We start from the raw sequence: 14,464 nt of genomic DNA on the forward strand, positions 1-14,464 counted from the left end.
GGGGCCCGGCTACGCAGGGTCGGTGACGGCTTCGAGCAGCCGGGGCAGTGGGCCGTCGAAGCCCGGCAGGCGCTCGGCCAGCGCGCTCCAGAAGCCCGGGCCCGCGCCGGCGGCGGCCCGGGCGACCGACTCGGCGCAGACCGCGGTCCAGGCGTCGCGCGAGGCGGTCTCCACGGGGAGGGAGTGCACGTAGCGCAGGGCCTCCTGGGCGGGTCGGGCCGCCGCCAGCACCGCCCGGTCGTCGAGTACGCCGACCCTGCGGATGCGGTCGATCAGGTACGAGGAGGTGGAGGTTTCGGCCAGCTGCGCCAGCACCGCCCGGGCCGTCGCCGGAGCGTGGGCGGCCAGCCGGGACAGCCGCTCGAACGGCAGTGCGCCGGCCAGGGCGTCGGGGAAGCCGGTGCGGTCGGCGAGCACGCACAGGACGGACTCGGGCAGCGGTGCCGTGGCGTGGGCCCGGAGCAGTTCGGGCCAGGGCGGCGGCCCGGCGGGGCCGTAGGTGCCGTCGAGGACCGCCTGCGCCTCGACCGGTCCGTCGCACCGCCGCAGCTCGGCCACCGGATCGGCGGCGGGCCGGCGCGGTGGTCGGCGCAGCGCCAGCAGGCGCCGCAGCCCCAGGTCGTAGTGGGCCTCGCGGTCGGTGGACCGGTCGAGCCCCTCGTCCAGGCCGTACAGCCAGGCGAGCGTCGTGGTGGTGCGCAGGTAGGTGCCGCGGGCCCAGTCGGCGAACGGTGCCCGCGGCGGGACGCCCGCCCCGTGCAGCCGGCCGAGGACCAGCTCGGTGAGGCAGGGCGCCGTCCAGAGGCGGCGCAGCGGGCGCTCGGCCATCCGGTTCAGCTCGGCGTCGGTGAGCCGGGCCAGGATGTCGCCCAGGATCTCGGCCGGTGCCTGGGCGAGGACCCGCAGGTCGGGGAGCGCGTCGCCGTCGAGGACCTGGGCGGTCGGCCGCCCGAGGCCCCGCAGCAGCCCGCGCAGGCTGCCGCGGTGGCCGGGCAGCCGGGTCGCGGCGGTGAGCCAGGCCTGCCGGTCGGGGCCGAGCTCCGCCCGCAGTGCGGTGCCGAGGGCCGTCCAGAAGACGCGGACCTGCGCGTTGTGGTTGCGGTCGGTGCCGTCGACGATCCGGACCAGCAGGTCCAGGCGCGGGGTGGCGGACAGCACGTCGGCCGCGTTCTCCCCGGTCAGCACGTGGCGCAGCAGGGCGGGCCGCAGCTCGCCGATCCGGAGCAGTCCCGGCCGCCAGGACCAGTCGGGCAGCTCCTGCTGACGGGCGACCAGGCGGTTCGCGACCCGCGGGTCCCAGGGGGTGAGCAGCGCTGCGGTGAACTCGTCGGGGCAGTCCCGGCGCGCGATCAGGGCCCGCCGCTGGGCGGGTTCGAAGGGCTGCCTGCGGTGGGCGGCGGCGAGGGCGGGCCAGGGTGCGGGTGCGGCGGCGAGCAGCGCGTCGCACTCCAGCACCGTGCGGGCCGCGCGCAGTTCGTCGATCCGGTGCCCCGGGTCGCCGGGCCGCCCGTCGGCGGGGCGGGCCCGGTGGCGGGAGCGGCCCGGCCAGGGGAGTTGGTCGACCGTGGTGTCGAGGGCGGCGTCGCCCAGCTCCAGGAGCGCCCGGTCGCGCAGGTCCGGCGGCATCAGCGAGGCGAGCCACGCGACGATGCGGACGGCCTGCGCGGCGCGGTGGCGCGGGTACCTGTCGTCCGGCGGCCCGGCTGTCATCCCCCACCCCCGTGGTGTGCCCGGACCCGGGTCGGTGCCGGGTCACGGGCCACTGTGGCACAGCGGTCGGCGGACGGTCCGGGGTGGGGTCAGCGCGTCACCTCCCAGGACAGGGTGTCCGTCAGGTCGCGGCGCAGTGCGGGGTCGATCACGGCGGTGGTCGGGTCCGTCGCCACGGCGGTGAGCCGGTGGCGCAGGTGCTTCGGGCCGGTGAGGTGCAGCGCGCCGACCGGGAGGTCCGTGCGGTCGCGCAGGGCGGTCAGCTCGCGGCCGTCGAGGTACCAGCGCAGCCGGGTGCCGGGGGCGGGCAGTTCGACGGCGAGGCGGTCGGCCGGGGTGAGCAGGGTGGTGGTGGGGGTCGGGCTGGCGAGGGTGGCGGCGTAGCGGTAGAAGCCGGAGATCATGGCCTCGCGTCCGGGGAGGTTGAACTCGCGGCCGAGCGATCGCATGATCGAGTTGTCGGTGGGCCGGTACAGGCCGGTGGGGTAGTAGCCGCCGCCCTCGTACGCCCCGACGGTGCCGCCGTCGGGCGAGGTCCGGCCGAGCCAGCGGTACCACTTGGTGCGGGTACGGCGCAGCTGGTCGGCGGTCAGGGTGGTGGAGTTGGCCTCCGAGGGCTCGTCGCCCTGGTAGGCGCCCTGGCCGTCGTAGAAGTACTCGTCGGCGAGCAGGCCCAGGGAGTGGCCGGTCTCGTGCACGGCCACCTGGCCGGAGCGGTCGTTTCCGCCGGACACGGTGGCTATCCCGGAGTACCCGAGCGGGGAGACGACGTCGTTGTAGCCCGCGCCGCCGTACTTGGCGCTGTTGGCGACGACGACCACCAGGTCCGCCTGGGGGGCCTTGGCGGCGTAGCGGTCGACGGCGGCGGTGTCGACGCACAGCAGGCGCTCGGTGTCCTCGCACCAGAAGTAGGAGCCGAGGGCGGTCTCCCGCTTGGTGGCGCGGTCCGGATCGCCGGAGACGCCGGACTGGGCGGAGACCGCCTGCACGGCCCAGACGTTGAAGAGCGCGCGGTAGGTCGTGTAGGGCTCGACGGCGGTGATCTCCTGCCACTTCCTGGCGGCGTCGGCGAGGAACTTCCCCTGTTCGGCGGCCGTGTAGCCGTCCCCGATCACCACCACGTCGAGCTTTGCGGCGGTGGTGCCGTTGTGGACGACCTGGGTGACGGTGCCGTCGCCCTCGGCCGGTCCGGCCAGGGACTGCGGGGCGGTGAACGGGGAAGCCGCCGGTACCTGGGCGCGGCTGATGGTGCCGTCCTCGGCGAAGGCCTCGACCTGGTGGCCGGCGCCCGGGCGGGCCTTGGCGCCGGGGGCGGCGGCCGGGGTGGGAACGGACGTGGGGGTCAGGGCGGGGGCGGACGCGGGGGCGGACGTGGGGGCCGGACCGGCGGTGGGCCGGGGCGGCTCCCCGGCGTCGAGCGCCGTGGCCGGTCCGGCGCAGAAGCACAGGGCCGCCAGGGCGGTGACCCCGGCCAGGGCGGTGGTGGTGAATCCGCGGTGACGCACGATGATCCTCCGAAGCCATGTAAGTTGAGGGTTAATCAGACTTAATTGACGAGTTAATGTAGAACACTGCCGCGTCCACGACAATGGGGTGGACGGAAACGGCGGGGACCCGACGGAAGGGGCGGCCATGACCGCGGAAAGCGAACCGGACGGCGTCGGCCGGCGCGTCCAACGGCTGCGCAGGGAGCGGCGGCTGACCCAGCGGATGCTCGCCGAGCCGGCCTACACCGCGGCCTACGTCTCCACGGTCGAGGCGGGCCGTGTCCACCCCTCCGAGACCGCGCTGCGCCACCTCGCCGACCGCCTCGGCGTCACCTACGACGAACTGGCCACCGGCCGGCCGGCCCACCTGGTGGCCGAGCTCAAGCTCGCCCTGACGGAGGCCCAGAGCACCCTCGCGGACGGCGACACCGCCGAGGCGGCCCGGCGCTTCGCCGCCGTCCTGGACCGCGCCGCCCACCACGGGGTCGACGCCGTCCGCCCCGCCGCGGTCCTCGGCCTCGGCGACTGCGCACTGGAGGCCGGCCGCCTCGACGAGGCCAGGGAGCGCTTCGAGGAGGCGGAGCACCTACTGGCCGCCGAGCCGCTGCCGCGCCGCGCCGCCGCGATCCGGGGCCGCGCCGTGGCGCACCTGCTGGCGGGCGAACTGCGGTACGCCTGCTACCTGTTGGAGACCGCCATCGACCAGCTCAACCGGAGCGGACTGCACGACCCCGACGCACTGCTCCTGCTGTACTCCGCGGCCATCGGCCCGTACATGGACATGGGCGCGCACGCCCGGGCCGCCCAGGCCGCCGAACTGGCCCTCGCGCTGGCCCCCGGCGCCACCGATCCCGCACTGGTCGCCGGGCTGCACCGGAGCGTGGCCCGCACCCTGATCGCGGACGGCCGCGCGGCCGAGGCCGACGCCTCCCTGGCCAAGGCGCAGGAGCTCTACCAGCGCCTGCGCCTCACCTCCGACCTCGCCAAGTGCCACTGGATGCGCGGCTACGTCCACGCCCAGGCCGGGGACCTCGCCGAGGCCGAACGCGAACTGCACACCGCCCGCGGCATGCTGGCCTCCCAGCAGGCGGAGCTCTTCACCCACCAGGTGGACGTCGAGCTCGCGGACGTGCTGCGCCGCCGCGGCCGGCGCCGCGAGGCCGAGGACCTGCTGCGCAGCCTGCTCGACCGGATCGGCCCGGACCGCGGGGCCGTGCACGCCGCCGGGGCGCACCGGCTGCTCGGGCTCATCGCCGAGGACCGGGGCGCGCCGACGGCCGCCGAGGAGCACTACACCACCGCCCTCGACCTGCTCGAACGGGCGGGCGCGGCCGGCGACCTGGCGGACCTCTGCCGACTCCTGGGCGACCTGCTGCGCCGCACCGGCCGGACCGAACGCGCCCTGGACGTCTACCGGGCCGGGCTCGGGCACCGCGCGGCCCCGGGGACGACGACGCTGGGCCCCGCACCCGCGGGCCCGCCCATCGCGGCCGCCACCGGGCGTTGACCTCCGGTCGGACCGGCCTCCCCTCCCGTACCCCCATCCGGGGGTGGCCGATCCCGGGCGCGGCGTGGATCATGGTCTTCCGCAGTGCCACTGCCGACCGGCCCCTGCGGGTGGAGCCGCAGCTCCACGGGTAGGAGCAGGGCCGGCCCGTCACCCATCACCCCGCCGCATCCAGGAGGCCAACCGTGTCGACACCGCCGTCCGCCCGAAGCTACTCGTCGGGTACCTCGGACGTGCCGCTGCTCGGTGACACCATCGGCGAGAACCTCGACCGCACGGTGCGGGCCTTCCCCGACCGGGACGCGCTGGTCGACCGCGCCGCCGGCCGTCGGTGGAGCTACCGGGAGTTCGCCGCCGACGTCGACGCGCTGGCGCTCGGCCTGCTGGCCCGGGGCATCGCCAAGGGCGACCGGGTGGGCATCTGGGCCCCCAACTGCGCGGAGTGGACGCTCACCCAGTACGCCACCGCGAAGCTCGGCGCCATCCTGGTCACCGTCAACCCGGCGTACCGCTCGCACGAGTTGGAGTACGTGCTGAACCAGGCCGGAGTCCGGCTGCTGGTCGCCGCGGAGCGGTTCAAGACCTCCGACTACGCCGCGATGATCGACGAAGTCCGGCCGAACTGCCCGGAGCTGGAGCAGGTGGTACTGCTCGGCGGACCGGACTGGGAGGACCTGCTGGTACAGGGGAGGGCGGGCGACCCGGCCGTCCTGGCGGAGCGGCAGGCCTCGCTCAGCCCGGACGACCCGATCAACATCCAGTACACCTCGGGGACGACCGGCTTCCCGAAGGGCGCGACGCTGTCGCACCACAACATCCTCAACAACGGCTTCTTCGTCGGCGAGTTGTGCACCTACACCGAGCTCGACCGGATCTGCATCCCGGTCCCGTTCTACCACTGCTTCGGCATGGTGATGGGGAATCTGGCGGCGACCTCGCACGGCGCCTGCATGGTCATCCCGGGCCCGTCCTTCGACCCCGCGGCCACCCTGGCCGCGGTGGCGGCGGAGGCCTGCACCTCGCTGTACGGCGTGCCCACCATGTTCATCGCGGAGCTGGCCGATCCCGGGTTCGCGGGCTACGACCTCTCCTCGCTGCGCACCGGCATCATGGCGGGCGCGCCCTGCCCGATCGAGGTGATGAAGGACGTCATCGAGCGGATGGGCATGGCCGAGGTGTCCATCTGCTACGGGATGACGGAGACCTCCCCGGTGTCGACCCAGACCCGGGCGGACGACTCGGTGGACCGCCGGGTGTCGACCGTCGGCCGGGTGGGGCCGCACCTGGAGGTCAAGGTGGTCGACCCGGAGACCGGCCGCACGCTGCCCCGGGGCGAGCCCGGCGAGCTCTGCACCCGCGGCTACTCGGTCATGCTCGGCTACTGGGGGGAGCCGGAGCGGACGGCCGAGGCCGTTGACGCCGCCCGCTGGATGCACACGGGCGACCTGGCGGTCATGGACGAGGACGGGTACCTCGGCATCACCGGCCGGATCAAGGACATGGTGATCCGCGGCGGGGAGAACCTCTACCCGCGTGAGATCGAGGAGTTCCTCTACACCCACCCGGACGTCCTGGACGTCCAGGTGGTCGGCGTGCCGGATCCCAAGTACGGCGAGGAGCTGATGGCCTGGGTCCGGATGCGGGAGGGCGCCGACCCGCTCACCGCGGAGGCGGTGCGCGCGTTCTGCAAGGGTCGGCTCGCCCACGTCAAGATCCCGCGCTACGTGCACGTGGTGGACGAGTTCCCGATGACGGTCACCGGCAAGGTCCGCAAGGTGGAGATGCGGGAGATGGCCGTGGCCCTCCTGGGCGGGCCTTCCTAGTGCTATGACCGAGGACGTTCGTCGGGTTGGCGGTGGTGACGCCTGAACCGGTTGGATGTGGGCCACCCCGACGTCCTGGAGGCACAACGTCGCGAACGCGCCCGCACCCGCAGCGAGAAACGCCTCCGCTGGGGCGGACGCCCACTCACCACCGCAGCCTGACTCGTCCCGACGACGGACAGCCAGGCCGTCGATCACTTGAGATGTGCGGCAATGGCTCGCGCGCACTCCATCGACTCGGCATGCGCGGTGTCCACCTCCAGGTCATAGGCCACGCCCTGGTGGACCACATCCGCCTGGGAGGCTGCCATCCCAGTGATCCGATCGCCTCGTGCGATCTCACGGCCTGCGGCGACCGTACCGTCACACCTGACGCCGACCCACAGCACCCGCAGTTCGCCCAAAACCTTCTGCCATCGCTGCTGTGAGTCCGCTCCGCCGAGGAAGACCTCATCGACGATGATCCGAGCGCCCGCGCGAGCCATCGCGGCGATTCCCTCGATCCATGCCGCTTCCAGCGTTCGGAACTCCGGTCCGACGATCACCTCTCCGTCCGGAGCGAACTCGATCCCGCCATCTGACGCCTGCATGGATGCCGGCATGGCCTCAACCAGCGTGTCTGTCCCAATGGCCAGCCACGGATCCGGCAGGACTGCCTGCAGACACCGAACGATCCCGGACTTCCCCGAGCTGGAACCACCGTTGAGAACGATCACCTGAGTCATCACCGCGCCACAGTAGAGGCACCAGGGCAACGCTCGAAACGGAATTCCGCGAGCTCCGCACCCTCTGCCACAACCCGGTGAACGTTGCCGGTCACAGCACCAGGGCGGGTCCGTGGGGCCGCCCTCCGGCTTGCGCGGCCACTGCCGATGGGCACGGGGGCCGGGTCGGACGGGATCAGCTGGGGAACACCTCAGGCGATAGGCCGCCCGCGCTCCCACAGCTCTTCGGCATGGTCCGAGAATCGGTCGAAGAGGCCACCGGGCTCACCCCGCCGAAGGTGCATGAGGGGCGAGTCATGGCCTACTACCGATGCGAGGTGAGGTGTCACCATTGCGTCAGAGTCGAATCGGAACACCGAGAGGCTCACGTGGTTAGGGCCGTCCTCCGGAGCGCTGTAGCGAGCCTCCAGCCCTGGGAGGGGACCGAGCTTGGCCAACTCTTCCAGGGTCATACGGACTCGCGTCGACACTGTCAGGGCGACGCCCTCCACCTGTTCGCGATGCCTGGTTGTCTCGGACTCCGGGTCACCCAGCAGAAAGCGGATGCGACAGCCCTGATCCGACTTGCGCCGGAGAATCCCGTTGAAATCCGGCTGTTGAGGCCAGAAGAAGTAATTCGTGTAGCCACTGAAGATCAGGTCCGACGTGGAGTCGTCAATTAGCTTGCCCCACACAGCTGTTGGGCAAGCGGAGCGATAGGGGTAGACGGCATAGACCTGCTTGTCGTACCCGGTCTTCACCCTTGAACGGATTCCCGCCGGCCATAGCATCGCGTCATCCACCCCTAGCACTCTCGCTACGTCTTCCCTGTTCCGCTGATGCGGCACTTCGGACTCATCTCGTAGCCAGCGTGCCACAGTCTTAGGTGTGACCCGGACGGCGCGTGCCAGTCCTGCCTGGCCAAGCCCCGCCCTGGCCATAGCATCACGCAGCGTAGTGTTCAAGGTCGAACTCCCCCGGAGGACCCGCCGAAGTAGGCCGGATCAAGGACATGGTGATCCGCGGCGGGGAGAACCTTTACCCGCGCGAGATCGAGGAGTTCCTCTACACCCACCCGGACGTCCTGGATGTCCAGGTGGTCGGCGTGCCGGATCCCAAGTACGGCGAGGAGCTGATGGCCGTGGCCCTCCTGGGCGGGCCTTCCTAGCGCTCTCTCCTGGGGCGGGTCCGTGGCGGCCTCTCCTGGTGACGGCACCCCTGCCGATGGGCAGGGGTGCCGGGCCCGGAGGGATCAAGAACCTGCCGAACGGCACATGGACCGGGCTGCGGGCCGGGCGGGAGGCTTGACCCTGTCAGCAGGAAGAAGCCCCGGCCTCCGGTCGACGGGCTGTCCAGGCAGGGGAGTTCACCATGTCCGTCATCATCACCAGCGCCCGCACCAAGACCGTCGGGGCGATCGCGGTCGCCGTACTGCTGGCCGCCGTCGGCGGCTGCGCGGGGTCGTCCTCGTCCAGTGCCGCCGCAGGTGCCACCGGCACCGCCACCGCTGGTGCCGGTGCCGCGCCCGCCGCGACGGGGAGCACGGGTCCGGCGGAGGTCGGCGGATCGGCGCGGATCGCCTACGCCTACTCTCCCGACGACGACATACGCTTCACCTTCGAGGTGGTGGCCGAGCCGTTCAGCCGGCCGTTGCCGGAGGCGCCACAGGGCCTGCCGACGGATGCGCGCGGCACGGTGCGGATCTCGCACCACGTCGCGGCGCTGAACCGCACCGTGACCTCGGAGGCCGCCGTGGACTGCCTGGTGACGGGTGACCGGACGGCCTCGTTCACCGCCGTCATCACGCGGGCGGACGAGGAGGTCGCCGACTCCGTCGGGCAGCGCCGGGGCTTCAGCGTCCTCGACGGCGGCTCGCCCGAGCACCCCGACCGGGTCGGCTTCTCCTGGGGCGTGGCGAATCTCGACATCGACGCGAACGGCAAGGCGGTCGAGGGCCGGGTCGGCACCTGCATGGCGCCCGCGCCGTTCGCCCCCGTCGTGACGGGCGACCTGACCGTCCGCCCCGCCGACCTGCCCCCGATACCGACCCCGCCCACCACCCCGGCGGCCGCACCCACCACCACCCCGGTCGGTTAGGGTCCGTCTTCAAGCTCCCGTCGTAGGGGCTGAGTGCCGAGGCCCCAGGGCCCCGGGCTCGTCCGGGGAGTGGTGTGCGAGCGGACCGGGGTCGGTCAGGTCTGGCGCTGGAGGCCCAGTGTCCGGGTGAGCTGTGTCAGTTCCTCGTCGAAGAGCTTGTCGGGGCTGGTGAGCTGGCTGCGCAGGTGGCCGTAGACCTCCAGGGACACCAGGCCGTGGAGGTGCCCCCAAAGGCGCAGGGCCAGGGCGACGCCGGCCGGGGGCAGGTCGGGGAAGGCCGGGCGGACCTTGGCGAGCAGGCCGGGGTCGAAGTCGGACCAGGTGAACCGGCTTTCGCCGTAGTGCTCTTGGGCCTGGGGCCAGGCGGCCGCCGCCAGGGCGGCGAGGCCGGTGCAGGTCCGGAGGGCGGCGGCCGGCGCGGGGCCGCCGTCGGGGGCCTGGTAGCCGGGGACGGGATCGCCGTAGACGAGCCGGAAGCCCTCGGGGTTGGTCAGGGCCCAGCTCCGGAACGCGTGGGCCCAGGCCTTGATCCGGGCGGCCGGGGCGGCGGAGGCGGAGGACCCCCAGGCGGCGTCCACGGCGTCGGCGAGCGCGGTGTACACGTCGTTGATGAGCGTGGTGACCAGGTCGTCGCGGGTGGGGAAGTAGCCGTAGATGGCGTTGGCCGTCATGCCCATCTCGCGGGCGATGGCCCGGAGGGTGATGGCGTCGGGGCCGCCCGTGGCCATCAGCGCCAGCGCGACGCTCTTGATCTCGGCCGTCGTCTCGGCCCGCAGCCGCTCGCGCCTGCCGGTGCTTGCCCTGCCGGCCACTGCTTTCCCAGTCACCTGGGCACTCTACAGCGTCACCGGCATGGGTGCCGTATCAAAACTTCACGGCGTATAGTTTTGACACGGCGTCACCGAACGGACGGTGCGCCCGTATCCGCATGCAGGGGAACAGGGGAGAGCCATGCACATCGGAGTCATCGGTGCCACGGGGACCATCGGCAGCAGGGTCGTCACCGAGGCCCTCGGCCGGGGGCACCGCGTCACCGCCTTCAGCCGCGACGCATCGAGCGCGGGGCTCGGCGAGCGTCGGGAGAACGTCACCTGGGCCGAGGTCGACGTCCTGGACGCGGCGAGCATCGCCGCCGTCCTGCCCGGCCTCGACGTACTGATCAGCGGCTACCAGCCCGGCAACGCCGCCCGGGACTTCACCGACACCGTCGAACGCTCGATCGCCGACCCCACCGTCCACGTCACCGCGGCGCGGGCGCTGCTGGCAGCGCTCGACCGCCACCCCCGAACGCGGCTCATCGTGATCGGTGGCGCGGGCAGTCTGGAGGTCGAACCGGGGGTGGTGCTGGCCGACTCGGAGGAGCTCCTGCACAAGACCCTCGACGAACTCGGTCTGCCCCGCGGGTACGCCGCATCGGTGCGCGGCGCCCGGGACGGGCTGAACGTCCTGCGCACCTCGAACCGGCTGTGGACGTACTTCAGCCCCGCCGAGTACATCGCTCCCGGCGAGCGTACGGGTCGTTTCCGGATCGGTGGAGACCAGCCCGTCCGGGACGCCGACGGACGCTCCCGCATCTCGGCGGAGGACGCCGCGGTCGCCCTGGTCGACGAGGTGGAGCTGCCGCGCTTCGTGCAGCGCCGGTTCACGATCGGCTACTGAGTACTGGGAGGGAGGGCGCTCCGCGTACTCCGGCCCGGGACCGGCCCCGGGCCCGGCCCCGGGCCCGGCTTCGGGCGCGCGGGGCGCCCGGAGCCGGGGCGGACAGTCGGGGAGGGCGGTCGCGGACGGTCGGTGCGGACAGCCGGGGCCGCGCTGTCAGGCGACGGCGGGAAGGCCGTACCGGACATCGGTCAGCTCCTCCGACAACTCCCAGAGCCGGCGACCGGTTTCGGGGTCGGCGGCCGCGGGCGACAGCTGCACCCGGGTGGGCCCGCCGCGCAGCTCGGCGAACCCGTCCGGGCCGATGAACTCGCCGCCGGGTACGTCCGGTTCGGTCGCCGCGTAGAGCTGCGGCAGGGCGCCCCGGGCGGGGGCCTGGGCGAGCGGGCGGGCGAGGCGGCCGAAGAGCAGCCGGTACGGGGCGGTCGGGGTGCCGGTCGCGATGCCGGTGGCGCTGTAGCCGGGGTGGGCGAGCAGGCTCCGCACCGGACTGCCCGCGCCGGTGAGCCGGAGGTGAAGCTGACGGCCGAAGACCGCGTTGGCGAGTTTGGACTGGTTGTAGAAGGCCATCGGTGCGTACCGGTGGCGGCCGTCGAGGTCGTCGAAGCGGATCCGGCCGCGCCGGTGGTTGATCGAGGTCACCGTGACCACCCGGGGGTCGCTCCCCTCGGCCAGCAGGTCGAGCAGCAGGCCGGTGAGCGCGAAGTGGCCGAGGTGGTGGGCGGCGAACTGGAGCTCGTGTCCCTGGGCGCTCAGGGTCCGCGGCGGCGCCATCACGCCGGCGTTGTTGACCAGCACGTCCAGTCGGCCGTGGTCGGCGTGGAGGCCGTGGGCGAAGGTGCGGACCGAGTCGAGATCGGCCAGGTCGAGGCGGCGCACCTCCAGTCGGGCGGCCGGCTGCCGGGTGGTCGACGGCCGGGCGGTCAGCTCCGCGACTGCCCGGCGCCCCTTCTCCTCGTCGCGGACGGCGAGGACCACGTGTGCACCCCGGCGGGCCAGGGCCCGGGTGGTGGCCAGGCCGAGGCCGCTGTTGGCCCCGGTGACGACGAAGATCCGCCCGGTCTGGTCCGGGATCTGCTCGGCGGTCCAGTGCTGATGCTCTGTCATGCGGCACATGCTGTCCTTCGTGTCACTTGGTGTCAAGGCGCTCCTGAGTGTCACTCAAGGCATCGCGGTACCATGGCCCGGTGACCACCCGCCCCGAACTGTCCATGGCCGAACGCAAGCGGCGGCTCGTCTCCGGCGAGCTGGCCGAAGCGGCACTGCAACTGCTGGCGGAGAACGGGTTCGACGCCGTCACCATCGACGAGATCGCGGCTGCCGCCGGGGTCTCGAAACGGACGTTCTTCCGGTACTTCGCCTCCAAGGAGGACGTGGTCGTCCAGGTCCTGGCCGACCTGGGCCCCGAGATGCGCGCGGCACTGGCCGGCCGGCCCGGCGGGGAGCGGCCCTCCGTCGCGCTGCGACACGCAGTCTGGGCCTCGCTCGCGGCCTGCGCCGCACACCCGGACGGCGCCGGCCACGACGGCCGCGCCGGCCGGTCCGCTCGCCCCGGCGACTCCGGTCACTCCGGGCACCCCGGTCACTCCGGGCACCCCAGACGCCCCGGGCACTCCGGTCACGACGACCGGGCGCTGCGTGTGGTGCAGTTGGTTCTGCGCACGCCCGCCCTGCTGGGGCGGTTCCTGGAGCGCCAGGCCCAGTGGCGCGACGAGCTGGCGGCGGAGCTGGCCCACCGCCTGGGGCTCGACCCCGCCACCGCGATGTACCCGCGGCTGGCCGCCGGGATCGCGCTGACCGCGTTCGACGCCGTGCTGCGCCGGTGGAGCGACAGCGACGGCGCCGAGGACCCGGCCGCACTGCTCGACCGGGCCTTCGCCGTCGTCGCACCAGCGCTGGACACCGTCGAGGCCCCGGGAGCCTGACGAGGTGCCCCTTGCGCGTCAGTCCGGCAGCCAGTGCAGCTCGTGCGCCAGGGCCTTGGCGGCGGCACGGATGCGGCGGTGGAGCGGCGACTGCTCGCGTGGGAGGACCAGGTGGATCGTCAGACTGGGCGCGCCTCGCAGCGGTCGCCAGGTGAGACCGGCCGGTTGTACCGAGACCGCGGCTTCTCCGGCGGGGGCGAGGGTGACCCCGTCGCGCAGGTCGCGCTGGGACATGTCGAAGGAGACCGCGGGCGTGTGGAATCGGGGGTGTGGCCGGGCGTCCCGGAACAGTGCGGACAGCTGATCGTGGATCACGGGGTTGGTCGCACGGTCCGGGAGTCGCAGCGGATACGCGGCCGCGTCGGCGATCTCGATCTCCGGGTGTTCGGCCAGCGGATGGTGCTGCGCCAGCTGGACCCCGATGCGCGCACGCCGCAGCAGGAACCGGCGCACGCCACGGCCCGGTTGTTCACCGCGGGTGATCCCGGCGTCGATGCGGCCGTCGGCGACCGCGGGGGAGATCTCCGGTGTCGCCATCGGGACCGCGCCGACCTCGAGTCCGCTGGTGCCGCGCATCAGCCTGTCCACCAGGGCCGGTGTCGTCTCGGCCCCGGTGCTGAGGCTGTATCCGATGCGCAGCGTGCTCAGTTCACCGGCTGCCGTGCTCCGGGCGGCGTCCCAGGCCCGGTCCAGTGCCGCCAGCGCGGGCGGTGCGGACTCCGCCAGAGCCGCACCGGCCGTGGTCAGTGCGACGCTACGCGTGTTGCGGACCAGCAGGGCCGTACCGAGTTCCGCCTCCAGTCGGCGCATCCGGGCGCTGAGTGCGGGCTGTGCGACACCGATCCGTGCGGCCGCGCGGGTGAAGTTCAACTCCTGCGCCAGCACCAGGAAGTACCGCAGGCTCACCGTGTCCGGCGCCACCGTGCCCTCCCGGCCGATTGATAACGATCCGTTCTGAGTCTATCCCGTACCGGTCTTTCCCCCGGCCGCACATCAAGCCCTAACCTGCGCATATGGCGATTCCACTGACCGCAGTACCCGTCACCGGGATCGATCGATCTGAGTGTCAATTCGAAGTCGGACGTGTCCGGCCGAACACCGGAGGTTTCCATGGCCAAGGGCTACTGGGTCAGTGTCTACCCCGCCATTTCCGACCCTGAGAGGCTGACTGCCTACGACGATCTGGCCCGTCCGGCTGTCCAGGCCGGGGGCGGGCGCCTGCTGTCCCGTGGCAGTCGAGTCGTCGCCCACGAGGCCGGAATCACGCAACGCGCCGTTCTGATCGAGTTCGACAGCTTCGAACAGGCCGTCGCGGCATACGAGAGCGAGGCGTACCAGAAGGCGCTGGTGGCCCTCCCCGACGGCTACGAGCGCGACTTCCGCATCATCGAGGGCATCGACTGACCGGCAGGGCCCAGCCATCGCCGAGCATCCGTCACCTGATGCGCACACGGTGCCGGACGACGACTCATGAGGCGAGTCCGAAGCCATGCCCTGCGTCCCGGTTCGTCGTCGACCGGGCTGCCCGGGCACCGACCCGGGCGTGTGCCGG

Annotated in this window: 13 protein-coding genes and 2 pseudogenes; 8 read left to right on the plus strand and 7 right to left on the minus strand. The window is 72.9% G+C overall.

Features of this window, described 5'->3' with window-relative positions; all coding sequences use genetic code 11:
• Positions 1-9 precede the first annotated feature (9 nt).
• Complete coding sequence (locus ACFVVX_RS32425; RefSeq protein WP_387950892.1) at positions 10-1,710, minus strand: hypothetical protein; 1,701 nt, start codon at positions 1,708-1,710, stop codon at positions 10-12.
• Positions 1,711-1,799: 89 nt separating this feature from the next.
• Positions 1,800-3,215 carry a M64 family metallopeptidase gene (locus ACFVVX_RS32430; RefSeq protein WP_387950894.1) on the minus strand — a complete coding sequence of 472 codons (1,416 nt, stop codon included), beginning with the start codon at positions 3,213-3,215 and terminating at the stop codon, positions 1,800-1,802.
• 127 nt (positions 3,216-3,342) lie between these two features.
• On the opposite strand from ACFVVX_RS32430, the gene ACFVVX_RS32435 reads away from it, so the two are divergent.
• The 3 genes and pseudogenes from ACFVVX_RS32435 to ACFVVX_RS32445 all read left to right on the plus strand — a co-directional run.
• Positions 3,343-4,704: a tetratricopeptide repeat protein gene (locus ACFVVX_RS32435; RefSeq protein WP_387950896.1), complete on the plus strand. Its 1,362-nt coding sequence runs from the start codon at positions 3,343-3,345 to the stop codon at positions 4,702-4,704.
• Between the two features lie 185 nt (positions 4,705-4,889).
• Positions 4,890-6,527, plus strand: a complete 1,638-nt coding sequence (locus ACFVVX_RS32440; protein ID WP_387950898.1) for an AMP-binding protein — start codon at positions 4,890-4,892, stop codon at positions 6,525-6,527.
• Positions 6,528-6,590: 63 nt separating this feature from the next.
• Positions 6,591-6,689 (plus strand): annotated as a pseudogene (locus ACFVVX_RS32445) (IS630 family transposase); the annotation flags it as partial.
• A 32-nt stretch (positions 6,690-6,721) separates the two neighbouring features.
• Here ACFVVX_RS32445 and cpt read toward each other — a convergent pair.
• Both cpt and ACFVVX_RS32455 read right to left on the minus strand, forming a co-directional pair.
• The gene (gene cpt / locus ACFVVX_RS32450) at positions 6,722-7,252 is read right to left on the minus strand and encodes a chloramphenicol phosphotransferase CPT (protein WP_387950957.1); all 531 of its coding nucleotides are present in this window, start codon (positions 7,250-7,252) and stop codon (positions 6,722-6,724) included.
• 191 nt (positions 7,253-7,443) lie between these two features.
• Positions 7,444-8,196, minus strand: a complete 753-nt coding sequence (locus ACFVVX_RS32455) for a helix-turn-helix domain-containing protein (protein WP_387950900.1) — start codon at positions 8,194-8,196, stop codon at positions 7,444-7,446.
• Positions 8,197-8,228: 32 nt separating this feature from the next.
• Between ACFVVX_RS32455 and ACFVVX_RS32460 the strand changes: the two are divergent.
• Positions 8,229-8,372 (plus strand): annotated as a pseudogene (locus ACFVVX_RS32460) (hypothetical protein); the annotation flags it as partial.
• A gap of 230 nt (positions 8,373-8,602) precedes the next feature.
• Positions 8,603-9,328 (plus strand): hypothetical protein, encoded by a 726-nt coding sequence (locus ACFVVX_RS32465; RefSeq protein ID WP_387950902.1) that lies wholly within the window; start codon positions 8,603-8,605, stop codon positions 9,326-9,328.
• A 95-nt stretch (positions 9,329-9,423) separates the two neighbouring features.
• On the opposite strand, the gene ACFVVX_RS32470 is transcribed toward ACFVVX_RS32465, so the two are convergent.
• Entirely contained in the window at positions 9,424-10,155 is a 732-nt protein-coding gene (locus ACFVVX_RS32470; RefSeq protein WP_387950903.1) for a TetR/AcrR family transcriptional regulator, read from the minus strand.
• Positions 10,156-10,279: 124 nt separating this feature from the next.
• Here ACFVVX_RS32470 and ACFVVX_RS32475 point away from each other — a divergent pair, with 124 nt between their 5' ends.
• Positions 10,280-10,987 carry an NAD(P)-dependent oxidoreductase gene (locus ACFVVX_RS32475; protein ID WP_387950904.1) on the plus strand — a complete coding sequence of 236 codons (708 nt, stop codon included), beginning with the start codon at positions 10,280-10,282 and terminating at the stop codon, positions 10,985-10,987.
• 156 nt (positions 10,988-11,143) lie between these two features.
• Here the strand turns inward: ACFVVX_RS32475 and ACFVVX_RS32480 are convergent, their stop codons facing one another.
• Positions 11,144-12,094, minus strand: coding sequence for an oxidoreductase (locus ACFVVX_RS32480; protein ID WP_387950905.1), 951 nt, complete (start codon positions 12,092-12,094; stop codon positions 11,144-11,146).
• A gap of 104 nt (positions 12,095-12,198) precedes the next feature.
• Between ACFVVX_RS32480 and ACFVVX_RS32485 the strand changes: the two genes are divergently transcribed.
• Entirely contained in the window at positions 12,199-12,912 is a 714-nt protein-coding gene (locus tag ACFVVX_RS32485; RefSeq protein ID WP_387950959.1) for a TetR family transcriptional regulator, read from the plus strand.
• 18 nt (positions 12,913-12,930) lie between these two features.
• On the opposite strand, the gene ACFVVX_RS32490 is transcribed toward ACFVVX_RS32485, so the two are convergent.
• A complete protein-coding gene (locus ACFVVX_RS32490) occupies positions 12,931-13,833 on the minus strand; it encodes a LysR substrate-binding domain-containing protein (RefSeq protein WP_387950906.1) in 903 nt (300 codons plus the stop codon).
• Positions 13,834-14,022: 189 nt separating this feature from the next.
• Here ACFVVX_RS32490 and ACFVVX_RS32495 point away from each other — a divergent pair, with 189 nt between their 5' ends.
• Complete coding sequence (locus tag ACFVVX_RS32495; protein ID WP_387950908.1) at positions 14,023-14,316, plus strand: DUF1330 domain-containing protein; 294 nt, start codon at positions 14,023-14,025, stop codon at positions 14,314-14,316.
• The last annotated feature ends 148 nt before the right edge of the window (positions 14,317-14,464 follow it).

The organism is Kitasatospora sp. NPDC058170 (assembly GCF_042883905.1).
In the GTDB taxonomy this organism is placed as follows: domain Bacteria; phylum Actinomycetota; class Actinomycetes; order Streptomycetales; family Streptomycetaceae; genus Kitasatospora.

What these genes read in the sequence shown, in the direction of transcription:
- ACFVVX_RS32425 (WP_387950892.1), bottom strand. Translation starts at nt 1,710, where the DNA reads ATGACAGCCGGGCCGCCGGACGACAGGTACCCGCGCCACCGCGCCGCG.
- ACFVVX_RS32435 (WP_387950896.1), top strand. Translation starts at nt 3,343, where the DNA reads ATGACCGCGGAAAGCGAACCGGACGGCGTCGGCCGGCGCGTCCAACGG.
- cpt (WP_387950957.1), bottom strand. Translation starts at nt 7,252, where the DNA reads ATGACTCAGGTGATCGTTCTCAACGGTGGTTCCAGCTCGGGGAAGTCC.
- ACFVVX_RS32465 (WP_387950902.1), top strand. Translation starts at nt 8,603, where the DNA reads ATGTCCGTCATCATCACCAGCGCCCGCACCAAGACCGTCGGGGCGATC.
- ACFVVX_RS32475 (WP_387950904.1), top strand. Translation starts at nt 10,280, where the DNA reads ATGCACATCGGAGTCATCGGTGCCACGGGGACCATCGGCAGCAGGGTC.
- ACFVVX_RS32480 (WP_387950905.1), bottom strand. Translation starts at nt 12,094, where the DNA reads ATGACAGAGCATCAGCACTGGACCGCCGAGCAGATCCCGGACCAGACC.
- ACFVVX_RS32485 (WP_387950959.1), top strand. Translation starts at nt 12,199, where the DNA reads ATGGCCGAACGCAAGCGGCGGCTCGTCTCCGGCGAGCTGGCCGAAGCG.
- ACFVVX_RS32495 (WP_387950908.1), top strand. Translation starts at nt 14,023, where the DNA reads ATGGCCAAGGGCTACTGGGTCAGTGTCTACCCCGCCATTTCCGACCCT.